The following is a 14668-nucleotide window of genomic DNA, read 5'->3' as shown; positions in this document are numbered from 1 at the left end:
CTTTTTTTATATACTAATAAACATAAAACAATCATTAACAGGTTTACTTATGAACGCGATCGGCACCTTTACCGTGACACTAAACCCCCAGGATGCCTATGCCACCGGTGTCGACGGCATTAACCTTGGGCGCATGTCGATAGACAAAACCTTTAGCGGCGATCTGCATGGCATTAGCCAGGGAGAGATGTTGAGCGCCATGACTGTGGTACAAGGCTCCGCCGGTTATGTTGCCATCGAGCAGGTGACCGGTACCCTGGATGGCAGAAAAGGCAGCTTTGTGTTGCAGCACTTCGGTACCATGAATCAGGGCCAGGACCGACTCGTCCTCGAAGTGGTGCCTGACTCCGCCAGTGGCGAATTGCGTGGTCTATCTGGGCTGATGCGTATTCGTATCGATAAGGGTGTGCACCATTATGAATTCGATTACCGCTTGGAGTTTGATGATGAGTAGCGAAACGATTTTAAACACCGCCCAGTTTGACCCCAGGGTTAAGCAATACTGGCTGACCATTTGGTTGCTAGTGGCCAGTATCACCTTGTTTGGCATCGCCTTACTGCCCATTGTCGCTGTCTTGGTATGGTGGCTTGGTGGGCGCATTTTGGCGGCCATGTCGGCGACCTTAAGTGAAAAGAAGCTGGTGGTGAAGCGTGGTATCTGGGTGCGTGAGGAGAAATCCATTCCGCTTGATAAAATTACCGATGTGGCCATGACTCAGGGCCCGCTGATGCGAGTATTCGGCTTGCATAGGTTAAGTTTTGAAACCGCCGGACAGTCCGGGCCGGGAGCCTTGGTGTCCTTGCTTGGGGTGGTGGATGCGCATCATTTTCGCGAAGCGATTTTAACGCAAAAGGAACGAGCCGCAACACAGCAGGGTGAGCACCATCATGGACAAAGCGCCGCGCAAGGCGGCACTAATCAAGATAACCAGGCGCTTATGCAACGCCTGGTCGATGCGGTGGAGCGCATAGACGCGCGCTTAGCGCGCCTTGAACAAGAGCCAAAGGCCACGGCAAAGGCTTCGTCCGAAGAAGCCTCGCCTAAGGCCTAGTCTATGGCGTAGCCTAAGGCTTAGCCCAGAGCCTGCAACTGCGGATTGCCTGCCAGCATCTGCAGCTGTTGGCCACGCTCGGTGCTGACCTGGTAGGCGCGGGCCTTGATGGTATCAACATAATGCCATTGTGCCTGCGCCGCAGCGGCGCTGAAGGTCACGGTCAAAAAGCCGCGGTTTACCAGGTTGTTATAGCTCAGATCATCGATCAGCAGGGCAATCACCTGTTCCATTTGCGCTATGGCTTGTGGGTCTTGCGTGTTAAGTGACAAATACTCTTCAATACCCGGTGATGAAACCGATGCGGTAGCAAATTCGACCCCGGCGGGCTGAGCACCGGCGATGGGGTTGGCAGCGTCGGTACGCAGTTGTCCCGCCCAGCCATTGTGGGTATCACCGGCCAGCACCACCAGATTCTTCTGCGTCGCCAGGGCTGTGCCTAAAATTACTTCCCTTTCATAAGCATAGCCATCCCAGGCATCCAGATTATAAGGCAATACGGTTTCTACACGAGCGCGCTCAGCCTCGGTGACGCTGGGGTCGCCGGCTAAAATGCGGCCCTTAATTTGTGCCAGCTCGGCAAATAAAATGTTGGCCTGTGCCAATAGCGGCGCGGTGTCGCCACCTTGAGCCAGGGTGCCTTGCACCGCGGCCAATAACATCATCACCTCGGCGGGCAGATGCATCTTGGTCATCAATACCTGTTGACCTAATACCTGCCATTGCTGGCTTGAAGTGCTGATACCGTCGGTAAGCCAGGTAAGCTGCTCGCCACCAAGTAAGGTCCTGCTTGGAGCACCAATGGCGCTGGCAAAGTCGTACTGGCCTGCGGCCGTGGTGAGGTCAAAGTCGCCGTAACTGAGTTGTTCATCACGTGCCAAGACGCGGGTATCGAGCATGTACAAAGAAACCAGATTGCCGAAGTCGAAGCGACGATAGATTTTTTCTTTGTCGGCGACGTTGCGGATTGGCATCCATTCAAAATAGGCGCGCAGCGCCTGCATTTTTCGCTCTTCGAACGGGCCTTCCGAATCATCATGGTTTTCAGCACCACTGTGCCAGGTATCATTGCTGATTTCGTGGTCATCCCAGACGGTGATAAAGGCGCAATGGCCGTGCGCCGCCTGCAGATCCGCATCCTGACGATACAGGGCGTAACGTTTACGGTAGTCGTCCAGGGTAATAATTTCTTCGTTATTGTCGCTGGCTAGCTCGCGGCCAAGGGCTGCGGCGTCTTCACTGGCATAGCCGCCGGCACCATATTCATAGATGTAATCACCCAGATGCAGGATGGCATCTAGGTTTTCCTGCTTGGCGACTTCGCCATACACATGGAAATAACCGGCCGGGTAGTTGGCGCAAGAAAGTACCGCCAGTTTAACCTGATCTATGTCGCCGACGGGCAGGGTTTTACCCTTACCTGTGGCCGAGGTGATACCGTAGGAAATAAAGCGATAATAGTAGGTGGTGTTGGCATCCAGCCCTTGTAAATCGACCTTCAGGGTAAAGTCGGTGTCCGCACTCACCTCGGTTTGGCCATCATGAACCAGGGATTCAAAGTTGGCGTCGGTGGCCGCTTGCCACTGTACCTTTACGCGAGTAACGCTTGGGTCTTTGGGCGTCACGCGAGTCCAGATTATCAGGCTATCGTTAAGGGGATCGCCGCTGGCTACGCCATGGTCGAAGCTAACATTAATCTGTTCTTCGTCGCTGTCATTGTCGAGTACACAGCCGCTTAGGCCAAGAGATAAAACGGCAGCGCCAAATCCCGCTGCCGAAGCTTTTAAAAAACGTCTACGAGTAAACTGCATTGGTTTGTACCTGTTATTTTTTTATGATGCAGAGCTTATCCGACCAGTGTTACTGTTCGGTGACAAGCATGTCAACTAGAAGACGCTACATACCTCCTCGGCCTTACAGCTGATCACGGTGACATTTTCATAACCGACCCGGGTGAGTTGCTCGGCGGCTAAGGTGGCGCGGGCGCTGCTGGCACAGTGCAAATAGATAGGACGGCTGGCGTCTTTTTCTATTTCCATCAGCTTCATTTCCAGCACACCGCGAGGAATATTAATGGCACCAGTAGCCGCCTTGGTAGCGTGCTCGGCAGGCTCACGCACGTCAATTAACAGGCCGTGGTTCTCGGCCAGCTCCGCCTTGGCTTGTTGCGCATCAACGCGGCGCTGCTTGGGAACTATGGTTTTTAGTAAGTCTGGGATTGGGGTGAGCATATTATTCCTCCATGCCTAATTTGCGTAGTAAGGCCATCATTGGACACCAGCCGGAAAACGCCGATTGGATCAGGTTAACGGCGATAAACGCGGTAAACCACAGCCACATTGGGCTGACCAGATAAGTTAACAATAGCGACAATAAAATCATGATGCCAGCGATCAATCTGAGTGCGGCGGGTATTTTCATGGTAAGCCCCTTGTTGGTAATTTGTTCAATTTAATTATATTAGTAAAACCTAATTTAGCAATAGTTAATATTAGACTTTACTAATGTTAGCTTCTATACTGATTTGCATACTTCAATTCTCTAGCTTAACCGGGGGAACTCGTGGACCTGATGAAAATGGCAGACAATGCCGAGCAGGCTCAAGCCTTACTAAAACTGCTGGCCAATAAAAATCGGCTGATGATTCTTTGCTGCCTGCAACAAGGTGAGCTCAGTGTTTCTCAGCTTAATGAAAGTGTGCCCTTAAGCCAGTCCGCCTTGTCTCAGCACTTGGCGGTACTGAGGCAGGAAAACATAGTGAGTACCCGCCGTGAGAGTCAGACCATTTATTATAGCTTGTGCAACGACCAGGTACGGGCCGTACTCAACACCCTGTACACGCTGTTTTGTGAGGAGTAGGCCGTGACTTGGTTAGATAGAGGAGTGAGGGCCAGCCTGGGTGGGCCAATGCCCTTGTTTATCTTTATTATCGCCTTGGTGGCCGGCGCCTTTGCACTGCAGCAAACGCCCCGCGAAGAAGAGCCGCAAATTGTTGTGCCCATGTTCGATATCCTGGTTGATGTCAGTGATATAGAAGCCCCAGAGGTCGAACGCCTGGTGACAGTGGAGCTGGAAAAGCTGCTGGCGCAGATAAAGGGCGTTGAGCATATTTACTCGGCCACCCAAAATGGCCGCCTGGTCAGTACCTTACGGTTTGAGGTCGGTCATTCTCGCGAGCAGGCGCTGATTGATACCTATGCCAAGCTTTATGCCTATCAGGACACCATGCCGGCGGTGGTACGCCAGTGGCAAATTAAACCCATAGAAGTGGATGATGTGGCCATCGTCATGCTGGGTTTATACAGCTCGGCGCCGCAGTTATACGACGATTATCAACTGACACGTATGGCGCAGGAGCTGGCAACCCGATTGCAAAGGCTCGAAGACACCAGTGAGGTTAAGGTGATCACCGGGCGTACCCGCAGCGCCAATATCTATCTCGACAGCGCCGCCCTTAATGCCCATAAAACGACGATTTCGGATGTGCTTTATGCCCTAAGCGTGGCTAACCAGTTGCGGGATGTGGGTAAGGTCAAAGATGCTCAGGGACACTGGCGCCTGCAAGTACAAGGCGGCGATGCCTTGCGCTCATTGGAGCAGCTTGAGTCCCTGGTGGTCAATGTGGTGAATGGTCAGGCGGTGCGCCTCGACAGCGTTGCCAGCATAATCGATGGCCCCGGTGAGGCGCAGCATTATCAATGGTTGCAAACCCAGGATGGTCAGCCCCAACTGCCCATGGTTACCCTGAGTGTGGCGAAACAGGCCGGTGCCAATGCCGTGGCTGTGGCTCGCGATGTTCATGCGCAAATGCAACAGCTGCAAGATGAGTTGTTACCGCCCGAGGTTAAGGTGGTGACGCTGCGCGATTATGGTCAAACCGCCAATGAAAAGGTCAATAATCTGGGAGCCAGCCTGGTATTTGCCATAGTCACGGTCGTGCTCTTTATTGGTGTGTTCCTGGGTTGGCGTCCGGCCATAGTGATCGCCTTGGCCCTGCCCATTTGTTATGGCCTGACCCTGAGTTTTGACTGGGCCTTTGGCTACACCATTAACCGAGTGACCCTGTTTGCCTTGATCTTGGCCCTGGGCTTGTTGGTGGATGATCCGATCACCGGTATCGACAACATCAGCCGCTTCTTTAGCCATCAAGGCAGTGTGCAGGATCGCATAGTGGGGGCCATGGCGGAGATTCGCACGCCCTTGTTGATGTCGACCCTGACCATTATGGTGGCCTTTTTCCCATTGGCCTTTATAACCGGGATGATGGGGCCCTATATGGCACCCATGGCCTTTAACGTGCCGATCAGTGTGGCGCTTTCTACATTAGTCGCGTTTTTTGTAACCCCCTGGCTGGCGATGAAAATTCTTAAGCCCGAGGGCGATGAGGTGGCCGAACAAGCCCAGGCCGCCAATCTCTATACCCGGATGCTGGACTACTTATTACTGCGCCGCAGTCGTGCCAAGCTGATGCTGCTGTTGGTGTTGGTCTTGTTTGTATTCAGTGCCTGTTTACCCTTGTTGCGCGCGGTGCCGCTTAAGTTATTGCCCTACGATAACAAGAGTGAAGTACAGGTCTTGGTGGATATGCCCGAAGGCACTTCGTTGGAGGATACCTCGGCGCTGCTGAGCAAGGTGCAGGCGCTAAGCTGGCAGTTGAACGAGGTGCAAACCATAGCCGCTTATGCCGGTCAGCCGTCGAGTATGGACTTTAATGGCATGGTGCGGGGTTATTATCGCCGCTATGGCGATCATTTGGGTGAGTTACGCATCCTGTTACGCGATAAAACCGAGCGTCAGCATCAGTCCCATGCCGTGGTATTGCGTTTGCGTCAACAGTTGGCGCCACTGGCCAATAAGGGTATCAGCATCAAGGTGATCGAAGTGCCGCCCGGGCCACCGGTACTTAGTACCCTGGTTGCCGAAGTCTATGCCGAGCCCTTTGTGAGTGAGCAACAACATCGTCTTGGTGCCGAGTTAATTGCCCAGCGTTTGCGCCAGGAGCCCCATGTGGTGGAGGTGGATAGCACCCTGGAGCGCCAGCAGCAGCAACTGCGTTTTGTCACCGATAAAACCAAGGCGGCGCTGTCTGCCTTGAGTACCTCAGATGTGGTCGATGCCATAGCTGTGGCGGTGCAGGGCAGAGAAGTCGGCGCCCTGTATGTGACCGAAGAGGCAAAAATGCTGCCCATTCGTGTCTCGCTTCCCTATGCCCAGCGTGATCAGGCCCACTTATTGGCCTTGCAGGTGAAGGGGCAAAGACAAATTAGCCAGATCAGTAACGATCTCGGTCTGGTGAGCGCGCCGCAACCCCTGGTGCCTTTGTCCGAGGTGGGTGAGTTTCATCTTGAGCCACGACCGCAGGCCATTATGCGCAAGGATCTTAAACGGGTGATTTATGTCACCGCCGAGCTCAACGGGCGCACCCCGGCGGAAGTGATCGCCGATATCAGTGCCGACCGTGGCCCAGAGGAAGTGGAGCCGGTATCTTGGCAGCAACGTAGTTTCTTTAACCCAGGCGGCAGTGCAGCCTGGCAGTTGCCCCCGGGCGTTGATGTGTCATTCAGTGGCGAGGGCGAGTGGCGCATTACCATAGATGTCTTTCGCGATATGGGCATCGCCTTTGCCTTTGCCCTGGCCGCCATCTTGGTGCTGCTGCGTGTGCAAACCCGCTCCATGAGCTTATCCCTGATCATTATGTCGGCCATTCCCTTGACGGTGATCGGCATTATGCCTGGCTTTTGGCTTCTGAATCAGTTTGGCGAGCGCCAGGTTGCCGGTGCGCCAGAGCCGGTGTTATTCACTGCTACGGCCATGATAGGTATGATAGCGCTGGCCGGCATTGTGGTACGTAACTCGCTCATTTTGGTTGAGTTTATTAACCAGGCTCGGGCCCAGGGCATGGCTATTAAGGAGGCATTGGTGACCGCCGGACGAGTGCGTATGCGCCCGGTGTTGTTGACCGCGGGCACCACCTTGTTGGGCAACATAGTGATTGTTTTTGACCCCGTGTTCAGCGGTCTCGCTATCGCCATTATTTTCGGCATTATTGCCTCCACTTTATTTACCTTATTGGTGGTGCCACTAGTGTACTACCTGGTTTTTGCTGATGAGGAACACACGCATGCAACCTAAGTTAGTGATTGTCCTTGTGGTCGGCTTCTTAGTCGCTGCGATTATTTGGTTTTCCGGGGTGCTGGATCAACATCTGGCGCCTGGAACAAAACAGGCGCCCGCGCCCTACAGCGGGCAAACCCAGCGCGTTGGCAGTGAGCCGGTGGTCGCTTATGAGGCCGTACCCGGTCAGGTGATTGCCCAGCAAAATACCAAGGTAGCGGCACGGGTGATGGCGCAAATTGAGCAAATTACCGTGCGTGCTGGCGATATGGTGGAGCAAGGCCAGGTGCTGATCCGTCTCGATGAGCAGGAGCTAACCACTCAATTGCAACAGGCCAAGGCCCAGGTGCAGGCGCTGCAGGCTTCATTCACCCAGGCGCAAAAGCAATTACAGCGCGCAAAGGAGCTTTTTGCCCAGGGACTTATTGCGCAAAGCGATATAGATGCGGCCACCGCCAATCATGATAATTTATCCGCCAGCTTGCAACAGGCGGGGCAGCGCCAGCAACAGGCACAAATTGCCTTGGGTTATGCCACCATTACCGCGCCCATTTCCGGGCGTGTGGTAGAGCGCTTTGCCGAGCCGGGCGACACAGCCACGCCGGGTCGCGACTTGTTGGCCATATACAACCCACAGCAGTTACAGCTGGAATTTGCGGTGCGTGAGCGCCAGGCGGTCAATCTGCGCTTGGGCGATATGCGCCAGGTGGAGGTCCCGGCCCTGGATGTCAGCGAGGCCACCGAGTTAGTAGAAATCGTGCCCGCCGCCGACAGTGCTTCGCGCTCGCTGCTGGTGCGATTGTCGGCCCCTAAAAATGCGCAGTTGCTGCCCGGTCTTTATGCCCAGCTACAGCTGCCCTTGCCTCAGCATGAGGCGGTGATGATCTCGCCGCAGTATGTGCACAGCTACGGCCAGCTCGATATGGTCTTAGTGGTGGAGAATCAGCAGTTGGTACGTCGCTATGTGCGCCTTGGGCGAGTGATTGGCGATCAGGTTGAAGTACTCAGCGGCCTGCGCCCTGGCGATGAAATCGCTATCGATGCCAAACCACCAAGGCTATAGCCTGCCTTATTGATATGCCCAAGATCACCGCTGTCGGTGCTCTTGGGCATCCTCATTCATAAATATTTACATTATTAATATTTACTTCACCTTTGTACCTAATTAGCCATGTGATATAAGAGTAACTTTATAATAATAAAGCTAATTTAAGGACAATCAGGTGCTAACAATTCAAGGTCTTACCAAAACCTACAGCAATGGTGTGCAGGCTTTAAAGGGCGTGGACTTAGATATCCCCAAGGGCATGTTCGGTCTTTTGGGCCCCAATGGCGCGGGTAAATCATCGTTAATGCGAACCATAGCGACACTGCAAAGTGCCGACGGTGGCAGCATCACCTTCGATGGTATCGATGTGCTCAACCAGCCCCAGGAAATTCGTCGCCGTTTAGGTTATCTGCCTCAGGATTTTGGTGTGTACCCACGTATTAGCGCCTATGAGCTGCTCGACCACCTGGCCATTCTTAAAGGCTTAGACCAGGCCAAAGAGCGTAAAGAGGTGGTGGAAGGTCTGCTCGCCCATACAAATTTGTATCAACATAAGTCTAAGTCGGTGAGTGGCTTTTCCGGCGGTATGCGCCAGCGTTTTGGCATTGCCCAGGCGCTACTAGGCGACCCGGATCTGCTGATTGTCGATGAACCCACCGCCGGGCTTGACCCGGAGGAACGTAACCGCTTCCATAACCTCTTGGTGAGCCTAGGCGAGCAAAAGGTGGTGATCCTCTCTACCCATATCGTTGATGATGTCAGCGAGCTGTGCCCGAACATGGCGGTACTGGCCGGTGGCGAAATCCTGCTTAAGGGCAACCCCATCGACCTGACGCAACAGCTTAACGGCCGTATCTGGCGTAAAGAAGTGGTCACCCAGCAAGAAGCACAAGAGCTTGAACAAAATCTGCCGGTGATTTCCAAGCGTCTGTTTGCCGGTAACACCATATTGCATGTGTTTGCCGAGCAGGCGCCGGAAGGCTTTGAAACCGTGGCCAGTAATCTGGAAGACGTGTACTTCTCGACCTTGCATCAGCAACGCCTGGCAGCATCGGCCTAAGGAGGGGTTATGTTGTTAAAAATGCTCACCTTTGAGCTGCGCTATTTTGTGCGCCAGCCATCATTCTATGTGTCCAGCCTGCTGTTCTTTTTACTGGCATTTTTCGCCACCGTTTCCGATAAGGTGCAAATCGGCGGCAGTAATGTGAACGCCAACAGTCCCTATACCATCTTAATGATGACGGCGGTGCTGTTGATCTTTGCTCTGTTTGCCGTGGTGAACTTTGTCGCCTCCTCGACCATACGCAACGACAGCGAACATATGGCTGAGCTGGTGTACAGCAAACCCATAGCTCAGCGCAGTTATCACCTCGGCCGCTTCCTTGGCGCTTTTTGTGTCACCGTGCTGGTTTTTGCCTTTGTGCCGCTAGGGATCTTCCTCGGTACCTGGTTCGGCTCGTTAGTGGGTTGGTTAGACCCTGAGTTACTGGCCCCCAACAAACTGCAATATTACCTGCAGCCCTTTGTGATCCTGGCGGTGCCAACCCTCCTGGTGATGGCGGTAAGCTGCCATGTGGCGGCGCTGCGCTTTCGTACCATGATGGCGGTATATATTGCCGCCGTGGTGCTCTTTATTGGTTATAACGTGGTGTCGGTGTTTTTCGAGCAACCGGAATTCCGCTTATGGGCGGCACTGTTCGACCCCTTCGGTTTTGGTGCCTTTATGGATGCCACTCGCTATTGGACGGTGGCAGAGAAAGACACGCAAACCTTGGCCTTGGAAGGAAATGTTCTTTATAACCGCCTGATTTGGTTGACTGTTGCCCTGGTGCTCTTTGTCACCATGGGCCTGAAGGGCGGGTATCAAAGCGGCGGTAAGGATAAAAAGCCGCAGCAGGTTTCTGCTTCCATGCTTAAACGCGCGCAGCAGGCGCTTAGCAATAAGATTGCCGTGCGTCCGGCGCAGATCAGCACTAAAAGCCAGTTTTTACTGCGTACCCGCTTCGAGATAGTACAGGTGGTCTTTAGCGCGCCCTTTATGATTCTCGCGGCGCTGACCCTGTTTATGTTGATCTCGCCCTTGCTGGTGCCGGGTCAATGGTATGGCACCTCAAACTGGCCGCTGACGCAGGCGATGATCCCGCTGATCAAGGGAGTGATGGGCATGTTTATGATCATCATCCTGGTGTATTACAGTGCCGAGGTGGTGTGGCGTGAGCGCAATTCCAACTTCGGTGACATTATCGACTCTTACCCCACCCATAACCTGGTTTTTTGGGCGTCAAAGTTGTTGGCTATCACCACGGTATTGGTGCTGCTCTACGGTGCCGGCATGCTCTTTACCATCACCTATCAGTTGGTGAAGGGGCAGTTTAATATCGAACTTAGCCAGTATTTGTTCCGCCTTGGTTACCTGACCATGGTGCCTTTGGTGATGACCACCATATTGGCGTTTTTCTTCCAGGTGATCAGTCCGAATAAATACGTGGGCATGCTGCTGTTTATCATCTATTACGCCGTGAACATGGTGCTCAGCAATTACGGTTTTAGCCATAATATGTATCGCTTTGCCTCTTCGCCGGCGGCACCTTATTCCGATTTGAATACCTATGGTCACTTCTTAACCGCAGTGCACTGGTACAACTTATACTGGCTGGGTTTAACCCTGGTCTTAGCGGCCCTAGGCTATGGCCTGTGGCACCGTGGTCCGCAGCAGACGCTGCTTTCGCGCCTGCGTTTGCTGGGTTATCACTTAGGTAATAAGGGTAAGCTGGTCGCGACCTGCGGTCTGGTGATCTTTGTTGCCAGCGGCAGCTGGATATATCACAACACCCGGGTGTTGAATGATTACCAAACCCAAGATCAGAGCGAAGACCTGCGCGCCCAGTACGAGCAACAACTGGTGCAGTATAAGGATGCTCCTATTCCTGCAATTACCAAGGTGGATGTCACCGCGGATATTTACCCGCAGGAACGTCGCATGCTCGCCAAGGCCGAGGTGGAGTTTACCAATACCAGTGAGCAGCCAATCAGCCGTTTCCTGGTAAGCAAGCCAAGATTTAGCTCCCAGTGGCAGCTTAAGCTTGAGGGCGGGCAGTTAGGGGAGGAGCTCAGCGAGTTTAAATCCTGGTGGTATGAATTTGATACCCCGTTACAGCCAGGCGAAACCCGCAGCGGTGAAATGTCCGTGGTGCGTGAACATCAGGGCTTTAAGAACAGTGGCTTTGATACCCAGTTGGTTGAGAATGGCACCTTTATCAATAACTATGAACTCTTCCCGGTATTTGGTTACCGTGGCGACTATGAGTTGCAAGACCGCAACGAACGTCGCAAGCGCGGCCTGCCGGAGCTGGAGCGCGCTCATGACCTTAAAGACAGCCGTTATTACCAGCAAAGCTTCTTTGGTCAGGGTGTGGGCTTTATCGACTTTAGCGCCACCATTAGCACGAGTCTGGATCAATTCGCTATTGCGCCCGGTTACCTGCAGCATGAAGAGGTGGACGAGGAGCGTGGACGCCGTACCTTCCGTTATGAGATGGATGCGCCCATGGTGCACTTCTACAACATTATGTCGGCCCAGCTTGAGGTGAAGAAGGAAGAGTATAAGGGCATAGATATCGAGGTGTACTATCATAGCGACCATGCCTGGAATATAGATACCATGATCCAGTCCACCAAGGACTCTATCGACTACTTTACCCAGGCCTTTGGCCCATACCAGCACAAGCAGTTACGTATTTTGGAGTTCCCCGGCTATCGTTCGTTTGCGCAAAGCTTTGCCAATACCGTGCCCTACTCTGAAAATATCGGTTTTATCACCGACCTGCGCGACCCGGATGATATCGATGCGCCTTATTATGTTACCGCTCATGAAGTGGCGCACCAGTGGTGGGGTCATCAGGTGGGTGCCGCCGATGTACAAGGTTCGGCGGTTATTTCCGAAACCCTGTCGCAATACAGCGCCATTCAGGTGTTGCGTGAAAAGTATGGCGAGCAAAAGCTGCGTAAGTTCTTAAAGTATGAGCTGGATCGCTACCTGCAGGGGCGAACCCGTGAAGCCCATGAGGAAATGCCGCTGTATCGTTCGGAGAACCAGCAATACCTGCACTATCAAAAGGGTTCTGTGGTGATGATGGCCATCGCCGATCGCATCGGTGTAGAGCGCACCAATGAGGCGTTAAAGGCATTTTTACAGGCCTTTAAGTATAAAGACGACCCTTATCCAACTACCTTGGACTTGTTGTCTTACCTCAAAGCGGATGTCGATGAGCAGGAGCAGGCCTTTATCGATGATCAGTTTAAGCGCATTACCCTGTTTGAGCTGGGCGTAGAAAAGGTAGAAGTGGCCGAGCAGGCCGATGCCGATGGTAAGTTTAAGGTCACGCTAACGGTAACGGCTAAGAAGGCATTTGCCGATGGTAAGGGCAATGAAACCGAGCAGCCCATGGCGCAGCTGGTGGATATTGGCTTGTTTAGTGAGGACCCAGAGAAGTTGAGCGCCGAGGACGCGGTGATCTATCTGCAAAAGCATCAGCTCACCAGTGGTGAAAATACCCTGGAGCTGTATGTGGACAAGAAGCCGAGCTATGCCGGGGTTGACCCCCTGGTGAAGCTGGTCGACAGAGACAGCGCCAATAACATCAAGAAACTCTAATGCTGTTTATCACCGCCGGGTTCCTCTGTGGTGATATGCACAGACACCAAGAGAGGGTTGTGATCCGAACTGGTGCGCTCCAGCGTTTGCGCTGAGGTGAGGGTCACGCCTCTTATCCATATTTGATCTAGGGGTAAATCAAACACCCGGGTACGATGATCCGGTGTAAAACTGACCCTTGTCATATCTAGTTCACTCAGCAGCCCTTGCACCAGTTGCCAGCGCGCGCGACTCCAACTGTTAAAGTCTCCGGCAAAGATCACCGGCCCGGGATGAAGCTTGATTAATCCCGTTAACCGCTCCAGCTGTTGCCTATAGTCGCTGATGCCAAGAGTAAAGTTAATGCCGTGCATATTCACCAGTAATAAGGAGTCACCATTAGCCAAGGGATAGCGACTGACACTCGATGCTTTGGGGGTACGCAACCAGGGTTCCCGCTGATAAAAACGACAATAAAGCTGGGGCGACCAGTCGCTTAGCAAGGCCAGCCCGGTTTGCTGGTTGAGGCCCTTGTAGCCTGGCGAAAAACGGGTGTGGGGCTTGAGTTGTAACAGCGCCTCATCGGTGATGGCTTCTTGCAGCAGCATAATATGGCTTTGCTCTGACAGGGCGTGCAGATCTGCCAGTAATTCAGGCTTGGCCGCCTTATAAAGATTCCAGCTGAGCAGTCTGAGTTCCGATACCGGCAAGGGCATGCTGACTGGCTCACCGGGCTGGGCTAATAGGGCCGCGCAGGATTGGGGTGAGTCGGCACTAAAGGGCGACGCAGGCAAAGGCTCCGGCAGCACGGCCTGTTGCCACTGAATAAAGAGTAAATAAAGCAGAAAATAGAGACTCGGCACAGGCAGCCTTAGTAAACCTACTGATTGGCAAGATTATAGTGGCAAAAATGGCTTTAGATGCCAAACAGAAAAGATAAAGGGCCTTACGGCCCCGGTTTGCAGCAACAATAAGAGGGTATGACTTTAAGCTTAAAGCTCAAAGTCTAAGCTGTATGAAACATACGCTTTTAAATCATCATCCGCGTCCAGGTCGGTTTGCAGCAGACCAAAGGTAAAGCCCGACTTGCTGATACTGACGCCATAATCTATGTAACTGTCGTCTTCACCGTACCATTCCTGCACGGTATCGCCGCTGGAATGGCCGAAGTGAAGCGCCAGTTCGGTATCTTTTAAAATGGTAAAGCTGGCGTTGAGCTCAAGGTAGAGCATGTCTTCTTCGTCGGTGGCATCGCCTTCGGCATTGACCAGGTAACTGGCACCGGCGCTGAGCCATTGCCAGCTCACCGAGCCATAGATCTCACCAAAACCAATATCTCCCTCGGCATCCGGGTAGGCGTAATAGATATAGCCGACATCGTAGCCTATGTCGTCGATTGAACCGGCGAAGCCCGCGTACAAGTCCATTTCATAGCTGGTGCTGGCAGCATCGCCGAAATCGATATTCGACAGCCAGGTGCCAGCATAAAAGCCGGTGTCGGAGGCGTAGTCTATGCCACCGGACACCGCGGCCCCATCGTCCGACTGGGTAATACCGCGCCAATAATAGTTAGAACTGGCGGCGACATTGGCGGTGACTTCCGCCTGGCTGGCCAGCGGGGTGAGGGACAGTGCCAACAAAGCCAGCACCGGCACGTATTTCTTTTTGTTCATTTTCTCATTCCTGTAGTAACGCTGTGTTGAATATTTAGTTGGCAAGGCGTGTGCCAATAGCGGAATATTTTTTAAAAGTTACTATTTTTCAGGTGCTTGTTGGTTTTTGGGGCTGTGTTGGCTGGTGGGCGGGGAAGTGCGGATGCAC

The 14668-nt window shown here is 53.2% G+C and carries 12 protein-coding genes; 7 read left to right on the top strand and 5 right to left on the bottom strand.

The features are described from left to right. Positions 1 to 49 precede the first annotated feature (49 nt). Both C2M34_RS07535 and C2M34_RS07530 read left to right on the top strand, forming a co-directional pair. On the top strand, positions 50 to 454 hold the full coding sequence (locus C2M34_RS07535; protein ID WP_105200340.1) for a DUF3224 domain-containing protein: 405 nt from the start codon (positions 50 to 52) through the stop codon (positions 452 to 454). Next, on the top strand, positions 444 to 1052 hold the full coding sequence (locus C2M34_RS07530; RefSeq protein WP_105258451.1) for a PH domain-containing protein: 609 nt from the start codon (positions 444 to 446) through the stop codon (positions 1050 to 1052). Before C2M34_RS07535 ends, C2M34_RS07530 begins: the two co-directional genes overlap by 11 nt. A 20-nt stretch (positions 1053 to 1072) precedes the next feature. On the opposite strand, the gene C2M34_RS07525 is transcribed toward C2M34_RS07530, so the two are convergent. The 3 genes from C2M34_RS07525 to C2M34_RS07515 form a co-directional block, all read right to left on the bottom strand. Beyond that, entirely contained in the window at positions 1073 to 2863 is a 1791-nt protein-coding gene (locus C2M34_RS07525) for an alkaline phosphatase D family protein (RefSeq protein WP_105258450.1), read from the bottom strand. A 75-nt stretch (positions 2864 to 2938) separates the two neighbouring features. Then, entirely contained in the window at positions 2939 to 3283 is a 345-nt protein-coding gene (locus C2M34_RS07520) for a rhodanese-like domain-containing protein (RefSeq protein WP_105200337.1), read from the bottom strand. 1 nt (position 3284) lies between these two features. Further along, entirely contained in the window at positions 3285 to 3473 is a 189-nt protein-coding gene (locus C2M34_RS07515; RefSeq protein ID WP_105200336.1) for a YgaP family membrane protein, read from the bottom strand. A gap of 150 nt (positions 3474 to 3623) precedes the next feature. Between C2M34_RS07515 and C2M34_RS07510 the strand changes: the two genes are divergently transcribed. From C2M34_RS07510 to C2M34_RS07490, 5 genes are all read left to right on the top strand, one after another. Then, on the top strand, positions 3624 to 3911 hold the full coding sequence (locus tag C2M34_RS07510; RefSeq protein WP_233997945.1) for an ArsR/SmtB family transcription factor: 288 nt from the start codon (positions 3624 to 3626) through the stop codon (positions 3909 to 3911). Between the two features lie 3 nt (positions 3912 to 3914). Continuing rightward, positions 3915 to 7184 (top strand): efflux RND transporter permease subunit, encoded by a 3270-nt coding sequence (locus C2M34_RS07505; protein WP_105258449.1) that lies wholly within the window; start codon positions 3915 to 3917, stop codon positions 7182 to 7184. Next, on the top strand, positions 7174 to 8229 hold the full coding sequence (locus C2M34_RS07500) for an efflux RND transporter periplasmic adaptor subunit (protein WP_158677993.1): 1056 nt from the start codon (positions 7174 to 7176) through the stop codon (positions 8227 to 8229). Before C2M34_RS07505 ends, C2M34_RS07500 begins: the two co-directional genes overlap by 11 nt. Positions 8230 to 8389: 160 nt before the next feature. Continuing rightward, positions 8390 to 9274 carry an ABC transporter ATP-binding protein gene (locus C2M34_RS07495; protein WP_105215363.1) on the top strand — a complete coding sequence of 295 codons (885 nt, stop codon included), beginning with the start codon at positions 8390 to 8392 and terminating at the stop codon, positions 9272 to 9274. A gap of 9 nt (positions 9275 to 9283) precedes the next feature. After that, positions 9284 to 12868 carry an ABC transporter permease/M1 family aminopeptidase gene (locus C2M34_RS07490; protein ID WP_105258447.1) on the top strand — a complete coding sequence of 1195 codons (3585 nt, stop codon included), beginning with the start codon at positions 9284 to 9286 and terminating at the stop codon, positions 12866 to 12868. Here the strand turns inward: C2M34_RS07490 and C2M34_RS07485 are convergent. After that, positions 12865 to 13710 (bottom strand): endonuclease/exonuclease/phosphatase family protein, encoded by an 846-nt coding sequence (locus C2M34_RS07485; RefSeq protein WP_105258446.1) that lies wholly within the window; start codon positions 13708 to 13710, stop codon positions 12865 to 12867. The two genes, C2M34_RS07490 and C2M34_RS07485, sit on opposite strands and share 4 nt — an antisense overlap. A gap of 129 nt (positions 13711 to 13839) precedes the next feature. Continuing rightward, positions 13840 to 14520, bottom strand: a complete 681-nt coding sequence (locus C2M34_RS07480) for a TorF family putative porin (protein ID WP_105258445.1) — start codon at positions 14518 to 14520, stop codon at positions 13840 to 13842. Positions 14521 to 14668: the final 148 nt, after the last annotated feature.

Origin of the sequence: Pseudoalteromonas sp. T1lg88, from assembly GCF_002964765.1 — a bacterium.
Taxonomy (GTDB): Bacteria; Pseudomonadota; Gammaproteobacteria; order Enterobacterales; family Alteromonadaceae; genus Pseudoalteromonas.
This window is presented reverse-complemented; position numbering and strand designations above follow the sequence as displayed.

Excerpts from the sequence above, each read along its gene's own strand:
- C2M34_RS07535 (WP_105200340.1), top strand. The coding sequence starts at position 50 with ATGAACGCGATCGGCACCTTTACCGTGACACTAAACCCCCAGGATGCC.
- C2M34_RS07520 (WP_105200337.1), bottom strand. The coding sequence starts at position 3,283 with ATGCTCACCCCAATCCCAGACTTACTAAAAACCATAGTTCCCAAGCAG.
- C2M34_RS07530 (WP_105258451.1), top strand. The coding sequence starts at position 444 with ATGATGAGTAGCGAAACGATTTTAAACACCGCCCAGTTTGACCCCAGG.
- C2M34_RS07510 (WP_233997945.1), top strand. The coding sequence starts at position 3,624 with ATGAAAATGGCAGACAATGCCGAGCAGGCTCAAGCCTTACTAAAACTG.
- C2M34_RS07500 (WP_158677993.1), top strand. The coding sequence starts at position 7,174 with ATGCAACCTAAGTTAGTGATTGTCCTTGTGGTCGGCTTCTTAGTCGCT.
- C2M34_RS07525 (WP_105258450.1), bottom strand. The coding sequence starts at position 2,863 with ATGCAGTTTACTCGTAGACGTTTTTTAAAAGCTTCGGCAGCGGGATTT.
- C2M34_RS07480 (WP_105258445.1), bottom strand. The coding sequence starts at position 14,520 with ATGAACAAAAAGAAATACGTGCCGGTGCTGGCTTTGTTGGCACTGTCC.
- C2M34_RS07490 (WP_105258447.1), top strand. The coding sequence starts at position 9,284 with ATGTTGTTAAAAATGCTCACCTTTGAGCTGCGCTATTTTGTGCGCCAG.
- C2M34_RS07515 (WP_105200336.1), bottom strand. The coding sequence starts at position 3,473 with ATGAAAATACCCGCCGCACTCAGATTGATCGCTGGCATCATGATTTTA.